This window comes from Dietzia sp. 179-F 9C3 NHS (assembly GCF_045369825.1).
Taxonomy (GTDB): Bacteria; Actinomycetota; Actinomycetes; order Mycobacteriales; family Mycobacteriaceae; genus Dietzia.
This window is the reverse complement of the sequence record NZ_JBIQES010000002.1, coordinates 385,986-403,134: the sequence shown is the minus strand read 5'-3', so window position 1 is coordinate 403,134 and position 17,149 is coordinate 385,986. Positions and strand designations below refer to the sequence as shown.

The 17,149-nt window shown below is 72.7% G+C and carries 15 protein-coding genes; 12 read left to right on the top strand and 3 right to left on the bottom strand.

Features of this window, described 5'->3' with window-relative positions; genetic code table 11:
- Window positions 1-24: 24 nt before the first annotated feature.
- The 6 genes from ACH0BZ_RS04230 to ACH0BZ_RS04205 all read left to right on the top strand — a co-directional run bounded on the left by ACH0BZ_RS04230 (window position 25) and on the right by ACH0BZ_RS04205 (window position 7,209).
- Window positions 25-1,656, top strand: a complete 1,632-nt coding sequence (locus tag ACH0BZ_RS04230) for an AMP-binding protein (RefSeq protein ID WP_406896707.1) — start codon at window positions 25-27, stop codon at window positions 1,654-1,656.
- 126 nt (window positions 1,657-1,782) lie between these two features.
- On the top strand, window positions 1,783-2,568 hold the full coding sequence (locus tag ACH0BZ_RS04225; RefSeq protein ID WP_406896706.1) for an electron transfer flavoprotein subunit beta/FixA family protein: 786 nt from the start codon (window positions 1,783-1,785) through the stop codon (window positions 2,566-2,568).
- A gap of 49 nt (window positions 2,569-2,617) precedes the next feature.
- Window positions 2,618-3,568 (top strand): electron transfer flavoprotein subunit alpha/FixB family protein, encoded by a 951-nt coding sequence (locus ACH0BZ_RS04220; RefSeq protein WP_406896705.1) that lies wholly within the window; start codon window positions 2,618-2,620, stop codon window positions 3,566-3,568.
- 127 nt (window positions 3,569-3,695) lie between these two features.
- Window positions 3,696-4,877, top strand: a complete 1,182-nt coding sequence (locus tag ACH0BZ_RS04215; protein WP_406896704.1) for a cysteine desulfurase family protein — start codon at window positions 3,696-3,698, stop codon at window positions 4,875-4,877.
- Window positions 4,874-6,022, top strand: coding sequence for a tRNA 2-thiouridine(34) synthase MnmA (gene mnmA, locus ACH0BZ_RS04210; protein ID WP_406896703.1), 1,149 nt, complete (start codon window positions 4,874-4,876; stop codon window positions 6,020-6,022). Before ACH0BZ_RS04215 ends, mnmA begins: the two co-directional genes overlap by 4 nt.
- Window positions 6,019-7,209, top strand: a complete 1,191-nt coding sequence (locus ACH0BZ_RS04205; protein ID WP_406896702.1) for a cobalamin-independent methionine synthase — start codon at window positions 6,019-6,021, stop codon at window positions 7,207-7,209. The genes mnmA and ACH0BZ_RS04205 overlap by 4 nt, the downstream gene beginning before the upstream one ends.
- A gap of 30 nt (window positions 7,210-7,239) precedes the next feature.
- Here the strand turns inward: ACH0BZ_RS04205 and ACH0BZ_RS04200 are convergent, their stop codons facing one another.
- Window positions 7,240-7,971: an exonuclease domain-containing protein gene (locus tag ACH0BZ_RS04200; RefSeq protein WP_406896701.1), complete on the bottom strand. Its 732-nt coding sequence runs from the start codon at window positions 7,969-7,971 to the stop codon at window positions 7,240-7,242.
- A gap of 60 nt (window positions 7,972-8,031) precedes the next feature.
- Here ACH0BZ_RS04200 and ligA point away from each other — a divergent pair, with 60 nt between their 5' ends.
- Window positions 8,032-10,206: an NAD-dependent DNA ligase LigA gene (ligA, locus tag ACH0BZ_RS04195; RefSeq protein ID WP_406896700.1), complete on the top strand. Its 2,175-nt coding sequence runs from the start codon at window positions 8,032-8,034 to the stop codon at window positions 10,204-10,206.
- A 40-nt stretch (window positions 10,207-10,246) separates the two neighbouring features.
- On the opposite strand, the gene ACH0BZ_RS04190 is transcribed toward ligA, so the two are convergent.
- Window positions 10,247-10,603: a hypothetical protein gene (locus ACH0BZ_RS04190; RefSeq protein ID WP_406896699.1), complete on the bottom strand. Its 357-nt coding sequence runs from the start codon at window positions 10,601-10,603 to the stop codon at window positions 10,247-10,249.
- A 3-nt stretch (window positions 10,604-10,606) separates the two neighbouring features.
- Window positions 10,607-11,254 carry an amino acid-binding protein gene (locus ACH0BZ_RS04185; protein ID WP_406896698.1) on the bottom strand — a complete coding sequence of 216 codons (648 nt, stop codon included), beginning with the start codon at window positions 11,252-11,254 and terminating at the stop codon, window positions 10,607-10,609.
- A 76-nt stretch (window positions 11,255-11,330) separates the two neighbouring features.
- Here ACH0BZ_RS04185 and gatC point away from each other — a divergent pair, with 76 nt between their 5' ends.
- From gatC to gatB, 5 genes are all read left to right on the top strand, one after another.
- Window positions 11,331-11,627, top strand: a complete 297-nt coding sequence (gene gatC, locus ACH0BZ_RS04180) for an Asp-tRNA(Asn)/Glu-tRNA(Gln) amidotransferase subunit GatC (RefSeq protein WP_406896697.1) — start codon at window positions 11,331-11,333, stop codon at window positions 11,625-11,627.
- Window positions 11,628-11,629: 2 nt separating this feature from the next.
- A complete protein-coding gene (gene gatA / locus ACH0BZ_RS04175; protein WP_406896696.1) occupies window positions 11,630-13,099 on the top strand; it encodes an Asp-tRNA(Asn)/Glu-tRNA(Gln) amidotransferase subunit GatA in 1,470 nt (489 codons plus the stop codon).
- A gap of 10 nt (window positions 13,100-13,109) precedes the next feature.
- The gene (locus ACH0BZ_RS04170) at window positions 13,110-14,498 is read left to right on the top strand and encodes a DHA2 family efflux MFS transporter permease subunit (protein WP_406896695.1); all 1,389 of its coding nucleotides are present in this window, start codon (window positions 13,110-13,112) and stop codon (window positions 14,496-14,498) included.
- A 70-nt stretch (window positions 14,499-14,568) separates the two neighbouring features.
- Window positions 14,569-15,603, top strand: coding sequence for an ATP-dependent 6-phosphofructokinase (locus tag ACH0BZ_RS04165; protein WP_406896694.1), 1,035 nt, complete (start codon window positions 14,569-14,571; stop codon window positions 15,601-15,603).
- Between the two features lie 38 nt (window positions 15,604-15,641).
- Window positions 15,642-17,144 (top strand): Asp-tRNA(Asn)/Glu-tRNA(Gln) amidotransferase subunit GatB, encoded by a 1,503-nt coding sequence (gatB, locus tag ACH0BZ_RS04160; RefSeq protein ID WP_406896693.1) that lies wholly within the window; start codon window positions 15,642-15,644, stop codon window positions 17,142-17,144.
- The last annotated feature ends 5 nt before the right edge of the window (window positions 17,145-17,149 follow it).

Sequence of the window (17,149 nt, the reverse complement as noted above, 5' to 3'; positions counted from 1 at the left end):
CGCGATACGAGAGGCGAACCCGCGATGACAGCGAACTCCGGACTCGACACCGCACTGACACCGCTGGCCTTCCTAGGCCGCGCCGCCCGGATCCATCCCGCCGCGACGGCCGTGGTGGACGGCCCCCGGCGCTGGACCTACGCCGAGTTCGCCGACCGCGCGACACGGCTGGCCGCGCTGCTGCGGACGCGCGGCGTGAGTCGCGGCGACCGGGTGGGAGTGCTCGCCCCCAACTCAGCGGAAGCGCTGCTCGCGCAGTTCGCGGTGCCGCTCGCGGGCGGCGCGGTGGTCGCGCTCAACACCCGTCTGGCGCCCGCCGAGATCGCCTACATCGCCGACCACGCCGGCTTCGAGGTGCTCATCGCCGACGCGGAGCTCCTCGCCGGCCTCGGTGACGAGGTCCCGCCGTCGCTGCGCTGCATCCTCGTGGCGCCCGACGCCGATGGCACCCAGCCCGACCCGTCGCGTTTCGGATCGAAGGCCGAGGCGCTCGAGGAGGAACTCGAGCTGGCCTCGCCCACGCCGCTGCCGTGGGCGGTCGAGGACGAGGACGCCGTCATCGCCGTCAACTACACCTCCGGGACCACCGGCCGCCCTAAGGGCGTCATGTACACCCACCGCGGCGCGTACCTCAACTCCCTCGGGGAGATCGTCACCCAGGCTCTCGACTCCGACTCCCGCTACCTGTGGACCCTGCCGATGTTCCACTGCAACGGGTGGTGCACGGGGTGGGCCCTCACCGGCGCGATGGGCACCCACGTGTGCCTGCGGGCCGTGCGCGGTGACGACATCTGGCGGCTTTTCGAGGAAGAAGGAATCAACCGCCTCGCCGGCGCCCCGGCCGTCCTCACGACGATCGCCGACGACCCGGCGGCCCGGCCGACCGAGGGGATCCGGATGATCACCGCCGGTGCCCCGCCATCGCCGACCATCCTGCGCCGCTTCGAGGAACTGGGGATCGACGTCACGCAGGTCTACGGGCTCACCGAGACCTACGGCCCGTACACCGAGTGCGTCCCGCAGCCGGAGTGGGCGGAGCTGGACCCGGAGGAGCGGGCCGCGCTCAAGTCGCGCCAGGGCGTGTCGATGATCCACGCCGACACCGTGCGCGTGGTCGAGCGCACCGCCGCGGGCGAGGGGCACCTCGTCGACGTGCCCGCCGACGGCGTGACGATGGGCGAGGTCGTGATGAGCGGCAACGGCGTGATGAAGGGCTACTTCCGGGACGAGGAGGCCACTGCGACCGCGTTCGCGGGCGGCTGGTTCCACTCCGGCGACCTCGGGGTGATGCACCCGGACGGTTACGTCCAGCTTCTCGACCGCGCGAAGGACGTCGTGGTCTCCGGCGGCGAGAACATCTCGACCATCGAGGTCGAGCAGGCCGTCGTGTCCCACCCGGATGTCGTGGACTGTGCCGTCGTCTCGATGCCCGACGAGAAGTGGGGCGAGCGTCCCAAGGCCTACGTGGTGGTCCGTCCCGGCTCCACGCTCGACGAGGCCGGCGTGATCGAGCACTGCCGCACCAAGATCGCCCGCTACAAGGTGCCCGGAGCCGTGGAGCTCACCACGGCCCTGCCCCGGACCTCGACCGGGAAGGTCCGCAAGAACGAGCTGCGGGACGCCGCGTGGGCGGGGTGGGAGAAGCGGATCAACTGACCGCCCCCGCCCCCCGGGTCGCCGTCGGCGGCCCGCTATTCTGGATCGCAGGACCAAATCCGGTGCGACCGGTAAGGATGGACGGACCGCACCCAGCCCCGACTCGCAGGAGGTCGACGCAGGCCCATGACGAACATCGTCGTACTGATCAAGCAGGTTCCGGACTACGAGTCCGACAAGAAGCTCGAGGACGGTGACCACACCCTCGACCGCGAGGCCGCGGACGCCGTGCTGGACGAGATCAACGAGCGCGCCGTCGAGCAGGCGCTCCAGATCAAGGAGGCCGACGGGGGAGAGGTGACGATCCTCACCGCCGGACCCGCCCGCGCGACCGAGGCCATCCGTAAGGCGCTGTCCATGGGCGCGGACAAGGCCGTGCACATCGTCGACGATGCCGTCGGTGGTTCGGACGTCGTCCAGACGGCGTGGACGCTGGCCAACGCCCTCGGCACCATCGAGGGCACCGAGCTGGTCATCTGTGGCAACGAGGCTTCGGACGGCCGGATGGGCGCCGTGCCGGCGATCATCGCCGAGTACCTGGGCCTGCCGCAGCTCACGCACATGAAGTCGCTCGAGATCGCCGACGGTGTGGCCAAGGGAGAGCGGGAGACCGACGAGGGCTTCTTCGACGTCGAGGCGTCGCTGCCGTGCGTCGTCTCGGTGTCCGAGAAGATCAACGAGCCGCGGTTCCCCTCCTTCAAGGGAATCATGGCCGCCAAGAAGAAGCCGATCGAGACCATCGCGCTGTCCGACATCAATGTCGAGGGCGCGCAGGTCGGCGTCGAGAACGCGGCCTCGACGGTCACCGGCGTCACCCCCAAGCCTCCGCGCGAGGCCGGCGAGAAGATCACCGACGAGGGCGAGGGCGGCAACGACATCGCCAAGTACCTCGTCGCGCAGAAGATCATCTGATCCCGAGCTGACCGACTCCCACCTTCAGACTTTTCAAGGAGAATCCACCATGGCTGAAGTCCTCGTCGCGGTCGAGCATGTCGACGGCGAACTGAAGAAGGCCACCCTCGAGCTGCTCACCGCCGCGCGTGCGCTGGGCGAGCCCTCCGCCGTCGTGTTCGGCGAGACCGGGACCGCCGAGTCCCTTGCCGCCGAGCTCAAGGCGGGCGGCGCGGAGAAGATCTACGCCGCCGAGGGCGACAACGTCCAGAACTACCTCGTGGCCCCCAAGGTCGACGTCCTCGCCGGCCTGGCTGAGCAGGGCGCCGCCGCGGTGGTCCTCGCGGCGACCAGCGAGGGCAAGGAGGTCGGTGGCCGCCTGGCCGCCCGCACCGGCTCCGGCATCCTCTGCGACATCATCGACATCAAGCAGGACGGCACGGGTGTCCACTCGATCTTCGGCGGGGCGTTCACCGTCGACGCCACCGTGAGTGGCGACTGCCCCGTCTACGTCGTCCGCCCGGGCGCTGTCGAGGCCGAGCCCGCCGAGGGCGCCGGCGAGGTCGTCGCCGTCGAGGTCCCCGAGCCCGAGAACGCCGCCCGGATCACGGCCCGCAAGCCCGTCGTGGGCGGCGACCGCCCAGAGCTGTCCGAGGCGACCATCGTCGTCTCCGGCGGCCGCGGTGTCGGTTCGGCCGAGAACTTCGAGAAGGTCGTCGAGCCGCTCGCCGACTCGCTCAAGGCCGCCGTCGGTGCCTCGCGCGCCGCCGTCGACTCGGGCTACTACCCGGGTCAGTTCCAGGTCGGCCAGACCGGTAAGACGGTCTCGCCGCAGCTCTACATCGCCCTGGGTATCTCCGGCGCCATCCAGCACCGCGCCGGCATGCAGACGTCCAAGACGATCGTCGCCGTCAACAAGGACGAGGAGGCCCCGATCTTCGAGATCGCGGACTACGGCATCGTCGGCGACCTGTTCAACGTCGCTCCGCAGCTCACCGAGGCGGTCAACGCCCGCAAGTGAGCCGCGCGACCAGCGCTACCCGGACCCCGGCACCCGCGCGGTGCCGGGGTCCTGTGCGTCCGGGGCCCGACCGGCGGCACCTGCGATTCCGTGACGCGTGGGGCGTGGGCGTATCCTTGCCCACGTCATGCCCACGATGCGCACCGTGCACTACCTGGACCACGCCGCGACCACCCCGATGCGGCCGGCGGCGGTCGCCGCCTTCGCCGAGGCGGCCGCGCAGGTCGGCAACGCCTCCTCCCTCCACGGCGCCGGTCGACGGGCCCGCCGGCGGGTCGAGGAGGCGCGCGAGTCGATCGCCGGCCACCTCGGTTGTCGCCCGTCCGAGGTCGTCTTCACCTCCGGGGGGACCGAGGCGGACAACCTCGCCGTACTCGGCCAGGTGGCCGCGGCCGACCGCGACGTCGTCGCCGTGGGGCCGACCGAGCACCACTCCGTACTCGACGCCGCGGCGCACCTCGCGACCGAGCGGGGCGGGAGCCGCGACGTGCGGGTCCTGCCCGTGGACGACCGGGGCGCCGTCACCGCCGACGGGGTCCGCGAGCTCGCCGGGGAGGTGGGGGACCGGCTCGGGCTGGTCGCGGCGATGCTCGCGAACAACGAGCTCGGGACCCTCGCCGACGTGCCCGCCGTGGCGCACGCCGCCCGCGCCGTCGGCGCCGCCGTCCACACCGACGCCGTGCAGGCCGTGGGCCACGTTCCCGTGGATTTCGCGGCACTCGGCGTGACCTCGCTGAGTCTGTCGGCGCACAAGTTCGGCGGCCCCCACGGTGTGGGCGCGCTCCTGCTGGACCGGGGAGCGGACTGCCTGCCGACCGGCTTCGGCGGCGGTCAGGAGCGGGACGTACGGTCGGGGTCGGTCAACGTCCCCGGCGTGGTGGCCATGGCCGTCGCCCTCGACGAGGCGGTGCGCGACATGGACGCCGAGGCGCGTCGCCTGTCCGCGCTGCGCGACCGACTGGTCGCGGGGGTGCGCGCGGCCGTCCCGGATGCGGTGGCCAACGGGGGCGGCGAGCGCCTGCCCGGCATCGCCAACCTCACCTTCCCCGGCTGTTCCGGCGAATCTCTCATCCTCCTGCTCGACGCCGCCGGCGTGGAGTGCTCGACGGGTTCGGCCTGCACGGCCGGAGTCGCCGAGCCGAGCCACGTGCTGCTCGCGCTCGGGGCCGACGAGGCGGCCGCGCGGAGCAGCCTCCGCCTGAGCCTCGGCCACACCACCACTGAGGGGGACGTGGACGCCGCGATCGCCGCTCTGGGGCCCGCCGCCGAACGGGCCCGCACCGCGGGCCTGGGGATGGCGCGCTCGTGAGGGTGCTGGCCGCCATGAGCGGGGGCGTGGACTCGGCCGTCGCCGCCGCCCGCGCGGTGGCCGCTGGCCACGACGTCGTGGGCGTCCACCTGGCCCTGAGCGCCGACCCCGCCACGCTGCGTACCGGATCGCGTGGCTGCTGCTCCCGCGAGGACGCCGGGGACGCCCGCCGGGTCGCGGACCTGCTGGGGATCCCGTTCTACGTGTGGGACTTCGCCGAGCGCTTCCGCGCCGACGTCATCGACGACTTCGTGGACTCCTACGCCCGGGGCGAGACGCCCAACCCGTGCCTGCGCTGCAACGAACGCATCAAGTTCGAGGCCCTGCTCGAGCGAGGAATCGCGCTGGGCTTCGACGCCGTGGCCACCGGCCACTACGCCCGCCTGTCCACCGAGACCGGCCCGGACGGCGCCGCGCGGCCGGTCCTGCGGCGCGCCGTGGACGCCGACAAGGACCAGTCCTACGTGCTCGGTGTGCTCACCCCCGAGCAGCTCGCGCACTCGCTGTTCCCGCTCGGCGACTCGCCGAAGTCCCAGGTGCGCGCGGAGGCCGAGGCCGCCGGGCTGCCCGTGGCGTCCAAGCCGGACAGCCACGACATCTGCTTTATCCCCTCCGGCGACACCCGGGCATTCCTCGGCGCCCGGATCGGCGTGCGGCCCGGCGCCGTGGTTGATGCCGACACCGGCGACGAGCTCGCCCGCCACGAGGGCGTCCACGGCTTCACCATCGGCCAGCGCAAGGGGCTGGGCGTGGCCGGCCCGGCTCCCGACGGCCGGCCGCGGTACGTCACCGGCATCGACGCCGACAGCGGCACCGTCACCGTGGGCGGAGCCGACCACCTGCTCGTGACGTCCATGACGGCGTCCCGACCGTACTGGCTCGTCGACGACGATCTCCGCGAGACCGACTGCCATGTACAGATCCGGGCCCACGGCGAGGCCACCCCGGGCCGTGTGCGCCGGGTGGGGGACGGACCGGAGGAGCGACTCGAGATCCTCCTCGACCGCCCGGCCCGCGGCGTCGCGCCGGGACAGGCGGCGGTGCTCTACCGCCCGGAGCCCGGCGGCGACCGGGTCCTGGGCAGCGGCACCATCACCGCCACCCGCAGCCCGGCGGACCGGCCCGCCGCGAGGGGCCCGGCGTGACCCCGACCGTCGGCCACACCGGCCCCGGCCCGCTGTCCGGCACCGACGCCCGCGAGGCCGCCCGGATCGTGATGGGCGAGTGCCCCCGCCTGCCGTTCCTGCCCGAGCTGGCCGACCGCGGCATCGGCGCCGACGCGGTGGGACGGACCGGCGCGATGCTCGCCGACCTCCCGCTGGACGTCTCGACGCGCGGCTGGCGCCTGGCCGGGTCCGTGGGTCGTCCGGCTCGCCGCGCCGCGGACCTGCTCGACCGGGACGCCGACGCATTGGAGGAGGCCGACGAGATCGCCCGCGGTGTGACCGTGGACCGGGACCTGGCCCGCGAAGGGCGGGGACGGGCAGGACAGGAACCGGTGCGCCCTACCGAGCGGCGCCTGCAGGTGCGGGTCCTGGGCCCGTGGTCGCTGGCGGCGCGCCTCGAGCTGCCCGGCGGGATGCCCGTGCTCACCGATCGCGGGGCGCGCCGCGACCTCGCCGCCTCGCTCGCCGAGGGCGCGGCCGCGTACGCCGGCCGGCTGGGGGGCCGGCTCGGGGCGGGGGCGCGGATCCTGCTCGACGAGCCCCGGCTCTGGCACGTCGCCGCCGGGACCGTCGCGGGCCCGAGCCGCTTCGACCCCGTCCCGGCCGTCCCCGCCGAACAGCTCTCCCTCTCGCTCTGCCGGTTCGCCGACGCCCTGCGCACGGCGGGCGTCGCCGAAGTTCTCGTGCGCGCGCCCGGCGGGGCAGGGCCGGAGGCGCCCGCGAGGTGGGAGGTCGTCTCCGAGCCCCCGCGCGGGGAGACACCGCTCGACGGACTGTGCGTCCCGGCGGCGACCCTCCGAGCGCCCGGCTCCGGTGCGCCCGGCGTCGGCCAACGTGAGGTGGACCCCGCCACCCCCGACGCCGCGCGCGCCGCCGCCCACGCCGCACTCGACGCGGCCGGCACGGTCCTCGGGGACGGCCGGCTACTCCACCTCGAGGGGCTGCCCGGAGGGGGCCGGACGCCCCGCACGGGTTCGGAGGTCGAGCACGCCGCGGTCGGCGTACTCGACCTGCTCGACCGCCTGGCCGCGTCCCGCTGCGCGTCCCTGGACCGGCTGGTGCTCACCCCGACCGCCGGGGAAGTGACCACGGGTCGGGAGGACGCTGTTGCGGCCCTCGCGGCCGTGCGGCGGGTGGCGGAGGCGACCCCGCCGGCCGCCGAGTAGCCCCCGGGGTCCGGGACTCGGCCCGCCGGGTCAGAGCACGGCCATCGGCCACTCGGTGTTGACGCCGGAGGAGTCCTTTCCTGTGCGCTCGAGGTACGCCGCGAAGTCGCGCTGCCGATCGGCGTGCCACCGAGCCTGCCTTGCGTTGAGCTCGCGCCAGCCCGTTCCCCCGAGTTCCGGCACCTCGCCGAGGAACCTCCACGCCAGCCGGGCGGCCGCGATCGCGTCGGCCGCGGCCTCGTGGGCACCCTCAAGCCGTACTCCGTGGTGCGTACACAGGGCTTCGAGCGTGCGCTTGCCCTTGCGGTAGGGGTCGACGGCCCGGTCCACCACGAAGGGGTCCACGACGGGCCCGAGCACCTCGAAGGACGGGTCCCACCGGCGGAGGATCGTGAGGTCGAACGCCGCGTTGAACACCACCAGGATCCGCCCCTCCCGCCAGCCCGCCCGGATACCCTCGACCGTCTCCGCTACGACCTGCTCGTGGGGGCGGCCGTGCTCGCGCGCATGCGCGGTGGTGATGCCGTGGACCGCGGTGGCGCCCTCGGGGATCTCGACGCCCGGGTCCGCGAGCCAGTCGCGAGTCACCACGTGCGAGCCGTCGATCGCGATGAGCGCGGAGGTCACGACGTGCGCGGTCCGCGGGTCGGGGCCGGTGGTCTCCAAGTCGAACGCGAAGAGGCGGCCGCGATCGACACCGACGGCGCCCGACGGAGGACCGGGGGTGTGGCCTGGGGCGGGAGTCGGTGTGCTCAGGTTCATGCGCTCACCGTAGGGCAGCGGTCGGACACCGTGGTCCGGCCCGGCACTACGCTGGTGGCCGTGAGCGACGACATCGGCAGCGGCGACCCCCTCGGCACCGGCGACCTCCCGCCGGAGGTCCGCCTGGAGTGGACCGACCTCGCGGAGACCGTGCGGGACCACCAGTTCCGCTACTACGTCAAGGACGCCCCGATCGTCTCCGACGCCGAGTTCGACGCACTGCTCGCCGAGCTCACCGCGCTCGAGGAGCGGTACCCCGAGTTGCGGACCCCGGACTCGCCCACCCAGCTCGTCGGCGGGGGCTTCTCCACCGACTTCGCCGAGGTCACCCACCTCGAACGCATGCTCAGCCTGGACAACGTGTTCTCCGAGGAGGAGCTGCGGGACTGGGTGGCCTCGGCCGTCGAGCAGGCGCACGTCCCGGCCGACGAGCTGCCGTTCCTGTGTGAGGTCAAGATCGACGGTGTCGCCCTGGACCTGGTGTACCGCGACGGTCGACTGGTGAGCGCCGCCACCCGCGGCGACGGCCGGACCGGCGAGGACGTGACGCTCAACGCCCGCACCATCGACGACGTGCCGGTCACGCTCACTCCCTCCGAGGAGCGGCCGGTCCCCGCGCTGCTCGAGGTCCGGGGCGAGGTGTTCTTCCGGCTCGAGGACTTCGCCGACCTCAACGCGCGGCTGGTCGCCGAGGGCAAGCCGCCCTTCGCCAACCCGCGCAACAGCGCCGCCGGCTCGTTGCGGCAGAAGAACCCCGCGATCACCGCGCAGCGCCGCCTGGGGATGTACTGCCACGGCCTCGGCGCGGTCGAGGGCGCGACCTTCGACAGCCTCCACGACGTCTACCTCGCCCTGGCCGAGTGGGGCCTGCGCGTCTCGCCCCACACCGCGCCCGCTACGGGTGTCGAGCAGGTCGTGGAGCGGATGCGGTACTGGGGCGAGCACCGTCACGAACCCGAGCACGAGATCGACGGCCTCGTCGTCAAGATCGACGACCGCGCCGTGCAGCGGCGCCTCGGCTCCACCTCCCGCGCCCCGAGGTGGGCCATCGCCTACAAGTACCCGCCGGAGGAGGTCATGACGACGCTCCTGGACATCCGGGTGTCCGTGGGCAGGACCGGTCGCGTCACGCCGTACGCCCACATGGAGCCCGTCCTCGTGGCCGGGTCGACCGTCTCCATGGCGACGCTGCACAACCAGACCGAGGTCAAGCGCAAGGGCGTGCTCATCGGGGACACCGTGGTGATCCGTAAGGCCGGCGACGTGATCCCCGAGGTCCTCGGCCCGGTGGTGGAGCGGCGCGACGGCACCGAGCGCGAGTTCGTCTTCCCCGAACGCTGCCCCGAGTGCGACACGGTGCTCGCGCCGGCCAAGGAGGGGGACGCCGACTGGCGGTGCCCCAATCAGCGCTCCTGCCCCGCTCAGCTGCGTGAGCGGCTGTTCTACCTGGCGTCGCGCTCGGCGCTGGACATCGAGGCGCTCGGCTACGAGGGAGCCTCGGCGCTGCTTTCCAGCGGCGTGCTGGAGAACGAGGCCGGGCTGTTCGACCTGCGTGAGGACGACCTGCTCCGCGTGGACTTCTACACGCGTCTGAACAAGGCCACGCGCAAGCAGATCGGGGAGGGGGCCGAGCCGGAGCGCACCGTGCTCACCGAGAACGGGCGCAAGCTCCTAGCCAACCTCGCCACCGCCGCCGACCGTCCGCTGTGGCGCGTGCTCGTGGCACTGTCCATCCGCCACGTCGGCCCCACGGCGGCCCGCGCGCTGGCCACCCGCTTCGGCTCGATGGAGGCGATCCGCGCGGCGGGCGAGGAGGAGATCGCGGAGACCGACGGGGTGGGCGGCACCATCGCGGCGTCGGTCGTCGAGTGGTTCGGTGTGGACTGGCACCGCGAGATCGTGGACCGTTGGGCGGCCGCGGGCGTGACGATGGCCGACGAACGCGACGAGTCCACCCCGCGGACGCTCGAGGGCCTGACGATCGTCGCCACCGGGTCGCTCGAGGGGTTCACCCGCGACGGGATCAAGGAGGCGATCATCGCCCGCGGCGGCAAGGCCTCCGGCTCGGTGTCCAAGAAGACCGACTACGTCGTGGTGGGGGAGAACCCCGGCTCCAAGGCGGCCAAGGCCGAGGAGCTGGGGCTGACGATCCTCGACGAGGCCGGGTTCGTGGACCTGCTCGAGAACGGGCCGGCGGGGGACGACGACGGCGACGCCGCCACCTCCGGGTCCTGACGGCCGGAACGGCGCCGGCCCGCGGCGCGAACGGGTTCGGTCAGGCCGAGAGTGCCAGCGCGGACGCGCCCGCCAGCCACACGCCGCAGATCGGGGCGGCGACCCGCCGCTCGAAGCGCGTACCGAGGAGTTGGGGGACCAGGGTGAGAGCCGCGTGTGCGGACAGGAGGCCACCGACGACCCGGGCCCGCTCCGTCCGCCGGCCCGCCCACAGCGCGGCCCCAGCCTCCGCGACGAGGACCGGGACGCTCGCGGCCGAGACGAGTCGGCCCGTGCGTCCGTCCGCGATCCGACCGCCGGCGACCAGATCGTGGGGAAGCCGTCCGGAGAGGACGAGCAGATGGGGGACACAGCCGGCGAGGAGCGATCCCGCCGTCACGACCGCCGCGGGGTGCATGTCTCAGGCCGCGTGGAGGGTCCGCAGGATGCCCGTGAGGTAGCCCAGACGGGCGATCTCGGAGGGCCGGAACGACGGGCCGCCCGGGCGGCCCACCACGACGACGTGGCCGAAGGCCAGTGGTGCGGCGGCCAGCGCGGTGTCCATGGAGGTCCATTCCTCGGGGACGGTGGACTCGTCGAGCCCGGTCGCGTGCTCCAGGCCCTCGAGCGCCGGGACGTCGTCGCCCTCCCACAGCGGCGCCGACTCACCGCGCGCGACCAGGCGACATCCGTTGCCGGCGACCTCGACCACGATGGCCCACCCGACACGCAGGACGGCGGGGAGTTCGTCGGCGAGCATCTGTGGCGCGCCGGCCCCGGCGTCGGATACGGCGTCGATGAGCTCGAGCTCGCGATGAGCGTCGAGAACCCCGCCGAAGGGTCGGAGCGAGTCCACCGCCACGCCGTCGAGCCGCTCGGCCGCGGTGATGAGCGCGTCGGGCATGGTCGCGTGCGGGACGTTGACCACGATGTCGTCCACGGCGACGCCGTCGAAGCGATCCACGACGTCCAGGCTGACGATGTCCGCACCCACGCTGCCCAGGGCCACGGCCAGCGACCCGAGGCTGCCGGGCCGGTCGGGCAGGGACACGCGGAGCAGATAGGTCATGGAGCCATTGTGCCGCACCGAATCCGGCTGACTAGGCTGGGCCGGTACCGACCACGCCACGGAAAGGGCAGGACACGTGACCTCGATCTCACGCGAGGACGTCGCGCACCTGGCCAGGCTCTCGCGCCTGGACCTGAGCGACGCCGAGCTCGACGCCTTCGCCGGTCAGCTCGCCGACATCCTGGACCACGTGCAGGCCGTGTCCGAGGTGGCCGCGGACGACGTCCCGGCGATGAGCCACCCGACCGCGATCTCCAACGTGTACCGCGACGACGAGGTGCGCCCCGGCCTCACCCCGGAGCAGGCGCTCGACCAGGCCCCAGCCGCCGACGATCAGCGCTTCGAGGTCCCGCAGATCCTCGGGGAGGAGTGACGATGACCGGAACCACCGACCTGACCACCGCCACGGCGGCGGAGCTCGCCGCCCGGATCGCCGCCCGCGAGATCTCCTCGGAGGAGGTCACGCGCGCCCACCTCGACCGGATCGCCGAAGTCAACGACCAGATCAACGCCTTCCTCCACGTGGGCGCCGACGAGGCGCTCGACGCCGCCCGCGCCGTGGACGCCCGCATCGCCTCCGGTGAGCGGGTCGGCCCGCTGGCCGGCGTCCCGGTGGCGCTCAAGGATGTCTTCACCACCACCGACGCCCCCACGACGTGCGGCTCGAAGATGCTCGAGGGCTACCGGGCGCCGTACGACGCGACCGTGACGGCGAAGCTGCGTGAGGCGGGCCTACCGATCCTCGGCAAGACCAACATGGACGAGTTCGCGATGGGCTCCTCCACCGAGAACTCCGCGTACGGGCCCACACTCAACCCGTGGGACCACTCCCGGACACCGGGCGGCTCGGGCGGTGGCTCGGCCGCGGCGCTCGCCTCGTACCAGGCGCCCATCGCGATCGGCACCGACACGGGCGGCTCGATCCGCCAACCGGCCGCGCTCACCGCGACGGTCGGCGTCAAGCCCACCTACGGCACCGTGTCCCGGTACGGGCTCGTCGCCTGTGCGTCCTCACTCGACCAGGGTGGTCCGTGCGGTCGGACCGTCGAGGACACGGCGCTGCTGCACCAGGTGATCGCCGGGCACGACCCCCGCGACTCCACCAGCCTCGACGTGCCGATCGCCGACATGGTGGCTGCCGCCCGGGAGGGCGCGTCGGGCGACCTGTCGGGCGTCCGCGTCGGCGTGGTCAGGGAGTTCGCCGGGGAGGGATACCAGGACGGCGTCGAAGCGTCGTTCCGGGCCGCGGTGGAGACTCTGACGGGCCTCGGCGCCGACGTCGTGGAGGTCTCGTGCCCGAACTTCCGGTACGCGCTGCCCGCCTATTACCTCATCCTCCCGTCCGAGGTCTCCAGCAACCTCGCCCGCTTCGACGCCATGCGCTACGGCATGCGCCTGGACGAGGGTGGCATGTCCGCCGACCAGGTGATGTCCGCGAGCCGCGCGGCCGGGTTCGGCGACGAGGTCAAGCGTCGCATCATGCTGGGCACCTACGCGCTGTCGGCCGGCTACTACGACGCCTTCTACGGGCAGGCGCAGAAGGTCCGCACGCTCATCGCGCGCGACTTCGCGGCCGCGTACGAGGAGGCGGACGTCCTGGTCTCGCCCACGACGCCCACCACGGCGTTCCCGTTGGGGGAGAAGGTCGACGACCCGGTCGCCATGTACCTGTTCGACCTGTGCACCCTCCCGCTCAACCTCGCCGGGCACTGCGGGATGTCCGTGCCGTCGGGGCTGGCGGACGGGCTGCCCGTGGGCCTGCAGATCATGGCGCCCGCGCTGGCCGACGACCGCCTCTACCGCGTGGGCGCGGCCTACGAGGCGGCCCGGGGCGCGATCGCGTGACGGGGTCCGCGTGACGGTGATCCCCGAGCGGGACGCCTGGAAGGCGCTCGCCGCGTTGGTCATCGGGTTCTTCATGATCCTGGTGGACCAGACCATCGTCGCCGTCGCCACGGAGGCGTTCGTCACCCAGCTCGGGGCCTCGACGAACCAGGTCATCTGGGTCACCAGCGCCTACCTGCTCGCCTACGTCGTCCCGCTGCTGTTCACGGGGCGGCTCGGAGACCAGATCGGGCCCCGCACCGTCGCGATCGCCGGGCTCGTCGTGTTCACCGGCGCGTCGCTGTGGTGCGGGCTCGCCGGCAGCGTCGAGGAGCTCATCGTCGCCCGGGTCGTGCAGGGCCTGGGGGCGGCACTGCTCACGCCCCAGTCGCTGAGCGTCATCAACAAGATCTTCCGGCCGGACCGCCGGGGCGCGGCCATGGGCACGTGGGGGGCCGTGGCCGGGATCGCCTCAGTGGTCGGCCCCGTCGCGGGCGGCGTGCTGGTGGACTCCCTGGGCTGGCGGTGGATCTTCTTCGTCAACATCCCCTTCGGGGTCCTCGCGGTGACCCTGGTGTGGCTGTGGGTGCCACGGCTGCCCACGACGCGGCACCGCTACGACGGCGCGGGCATCATCCTGTCCGCCCTGGGCATGTTCCTGATGGTCTACGGGATCCAGCAGGGGGAGTCGCACGGGTGGGGCACGCCGACGCTCACCCTCATCGCCGCCGGTGTGGTCGTGCTCGTCGCCTTCGTGTGGTGGCAGTCGCGGGTCCGCACCGAGCCGCTGGTGCCGCTGCGGCTGTTCCGGGACCGGAACTTCTCGCTCGGAAACACCGCCGTCACCACGATCGGGTTCGTCACCGCCGGCACCATGGTGCCGTTCATGTTCTACCTCCAGACGGTGCGGGAGCAGACGCCCACCCAGGCCGGCCTCATGTTGCTGCCGATGGCGCTCGTCGCGGGTTTCCTCGCCCCTCTGGTCGGGCGCCTGGCGGACCGCTTCGACCCGCGGTTGTTCACCGCGGTCGGCTACGGCTCCTACGCGGTGGCCCTGGCGTGGCTCGCGCTCGTCCTGGGCTCCGACGTCCCGGTGTGGGTGCTGCTCATCACCATCGGGCTCATGGGTGTGGCCAACGGCTGCGTGTGGGCTCCCACCTCGTCCACGGCCATGCGGCGGCTCGACCCGGTGATCGCCGGCGCCGGCTCGGGCGTCTACAACACCACCCGCCAGGTCGGGGCCGTGCTGGGCTCGGCCGCGATCGGCGCGCTCATGCAGACGCGCATGGCGGCGACCGGGGACGCCGCGCAGGGGATCGCCGAGGCGATGTGGCTGCCCGCCGTCGTCGTTCTGGTGGGCGGCGTGGCCACCATGTTCTTCCGCACGACATCCGCACCTCCGCGCGGGAGCCGCGGGTGAACACTCGGTGACCTCCGGCAGGCGAGGTCGCCCCACCCCTAGACTGCGGGGGAACCGAGAGGAGCACGACGTGCGAGTAGGCGTACTCACCGCCGGCGGAGACTGTCCCGGCCTCAACGCGGTCATCCGCGCGCTGGTCCGGACCTGCAACGCGGAGTACGACACCCCGGTCCTGGGCTTCCAGGACGGGTGGTCGGGGCTGGTCTACGACAGGGCCATGCCGCTGTTCGACGACGAGTCGATCGACCGCATCCTGCTGCGCGGCGGCACGATCCTCGGCACGGGCCGTCTCAACCCGGACATCCTCACGGCCAGCCTCCCGGAGATCCGAAACACGCTCGAGCGCCACGCGCTCGACGCGCTGGTGGCGATCGGCGGCGAGGGCACGCTCAAGGCCGCCCGCTGGCTCACCGAGAACGGTATCCCCGTGGTGGGTGTGCCCAAGACGATCGACAACGACGTGGGGGGCACCGACTACACCTTCGGCTTCGACACCGCGGTCTCGATCGCCTCGGACGCCATCGACCGCCTGCACACCACCGCGGAGTCGCACGAGCGCGTCATGCTCGTCGAGGTGATGGGTCGGCACGCCGGCTGGATCGCGCTGCACGCGGGCCTGGCCTCGGGCGCGCACATGATCGTCATCCCCGAGGTGCCGTTCGACATCGACTTCGTGTGCAAGGTCATGAAGCGCCGGTTCCAGATGGGCGAGGCCTACGGCATCTGCGTGGTGGCCGAGGGCGCGACGCCCGCCGAGGGGACCGGCATGTCGCTCTCCGACGGTGGGGTGGACCAGTTCGGCCACCAGGTCTTCACCGGAGTCGCAGACCAGATGGCGACGGCCATCAAGGAGCGCATGCAGCGCGACGTCCGCACCACGGTGCTCGGCCACATCCAGCGCGGCGGCACCCCCACCGCGTATGACCGTGTCCTGGCCACCCGCTTCGGGATCCACGCCGCCCACGCTGTCCACCGCGGTGACTTCGGCCAGATCGTGGCCCTGCGGGGTGAACACATCGAGATGGTGTCGGTCGTGGACGCGGTCCGCGACCTCAAGGTGGTGCCCGAGGCGCGCTACCGGGAGGCCGCGAGCCTGTTCGGGTGAGTGAACCGGCCGCGGCGCCCCGACGTACGATGACGGACATGACTTCCGCGCCCGCCCTCGTGGACTACGCCGACGTGATCGCCGCCTACGACCCCGTGATGGGGATGGAGGTGCACGTCGAGCTCCACACCGCCACCAAGATGTTCTGCGGCTGCCCGACCGCCTTCGGCGCGGCGCCCAACACCCAGGTCTGCCCGGTGTGTATCGGGCTACCCGGAGCGCTGCCGGTGGCCAACGAGCAGGGCGTGGAGTGGGCCATCAAGATCGGTCTGGCCCTGAACTGCTCGATCGCGCCGTACAGCCGGTTCGCGCGGAAGAACTACTTCTACCCGGACCAGCCGAAGAACTACCAGATCTCGCAGTACGACGAGCCGATCGCCCACGACGGATACCTCGACGTCCAGCTCGAGGACGGCACCACGTGGCGGGTGGAGATCGAGCGCGCGCACATGGAGGAGGACACCGGCAAGTCCACCCACATCGGGTCGGCGACCGGCCGCATCCACGGCGCCACCCACTCGCTGCTCGACTTCAACCGGGCCGGCGTGCCGCTCATCGAGATCGTCTCCAAGCCGATCGTGGGTGCGGGGGAGCGGGCTCCCGAGATCGCGCGCGCCTACGTCACGGCCCTGCGCGATCTACTCAAGAGCCTCGACGTCTCCGATGTGCGGATGGACCAGGGTTCGATGCGCTGCGACGCCAACGTCTCGCTCATGCCCAAGGGCGCGACCGAATTCGGCACCCGCACCGAGACCAAGAACGTCAACTCGCTCCGCAGTGTGGAGACCGCCGTGCGGTTCGAGATGTGCCGCCAGGCCGGCGTGCTGCAGGCCGGCGGCGAGGTGATCCAGGAGACCCGGCACTTCCAGGAGGCCGACGGCACCACGACCGCCGGGCGCCGCAAGGAGACCGCGGAGGACTACCGGTATTTCCCCGACCCGGACCTCGCCCCGGTCGAGCCGTCCGCCGAACTCATCGAGCGGATCCGCGCCGAGCTGCCCGAGCTGCCGTGGGTGCGCCGCGCCCGCGTCCAGGCCGAGTGGGGGGTCTCGGACGAGGAGATGCGCGACCTCGTCAACGCCGGGGCGCTGGACCTCATCCTGGCGACGGTGGACGCCGGTGCCCCGCCGGCCGAGGCCCGCTCGTGGTGGGTCTCCTACCTCACACAGCAGGCCAACAAGCGCGAGACCGACCTCGCGGGCCTCGCGATCACGCCCGCGCAGCTCGCGCGCGTGATCGAGCTGGTGTCCACGGGCACGCTCACCAACAAGCTCGGCCGGCAGGTCGTCGACGCCGTCCTCGACGGCGAGGGCGAGCCGGACGCGATCGTGGCCGACCGCGGGCTCGAGGTGGTCCGCGACGACTCGGCCCTGCAGAAGGCTGTCGACGACGCCCTGGCCGCCCAGCCGGACGTCGCCGACAAGATCCGCTCCGGCAAGGTGCAGGCCGCCGGGGCGATCGTCGGTGCAGTGATGAAGGCGACCCGGGGCCAGGCCGATCCGGCCCGGGTCAAGGAACTCGTCATCGCGGCCTGCAGCTGACGGCG

Excerpts from the sequence above, each read along its gene's own strand:
- ACH0BZ_RS04215 (WP_406896704.1), top strand. The coding sequence starts at position 3,696 with ATGCCCACGATGCGCACCGTGCACTACCTGGACCACGCCGCGACCACC.
- gatA (WP_406896696.1), top strand. The coding sequence starts at position 11,630 with ATGACCGGAACCACCGACCTGACCACCGCCACGGCGGCGGAGCTCGCC.
- ACH0BZ_RS04190 (WP_406896699.1), bottom strand. The coding sequence starts at position 10,603 with ATGCACCCCGCGGCGGTCGTGACGGCGGGATCGCTCCTCGCCGGCTGT.
- gatB (WP_406896693.1), top strand. The coding sequence starts at position 15,642 with ATGACTTCCGCGCCCGCCCTCGTGGACTACGCCGACGTGATCGCCGCC.
- ACH0BZ_RS04230 (WP_406896707.1), top strand. The coding sequence starts at position 25 with ATGACAGCGAACTCCGGACTCGACACCGCACTGACACCGCTGGCCTTC.
- ACH0BZ_RS04185 (WP_406896698.1), bottom strand. The coding sequence starts at position 11,254 with ATGACCTATCTGCTCCGCGTGTCCCTGCCCGACCGGCCCGGCAGCCTC.
- ACH0BZ_RS04220 (WP_406896705.1), top strand. The coding sequence starts at position 2,618 with ATGGCTGAAGTCCTCGTCGCGGTCGAGCATGTCGACGGCGAACTGAAG.
- ACH0BZ_RS04225 (WP_406896706.1), top strand. The coding sequence starts at position 1,783 with ATGACGAACATCGTCGTACTGATCAAGCAGGTTCCGGACTACGAGTCC.
- ACH0BZ_RS04200 (WP_406896701.1), bottom strand. The coding sequence starts at position 7,971 with ATGAACCTGAGCACACCGACTCCCGCCCCAGGCCACACCCCCGGTCCT.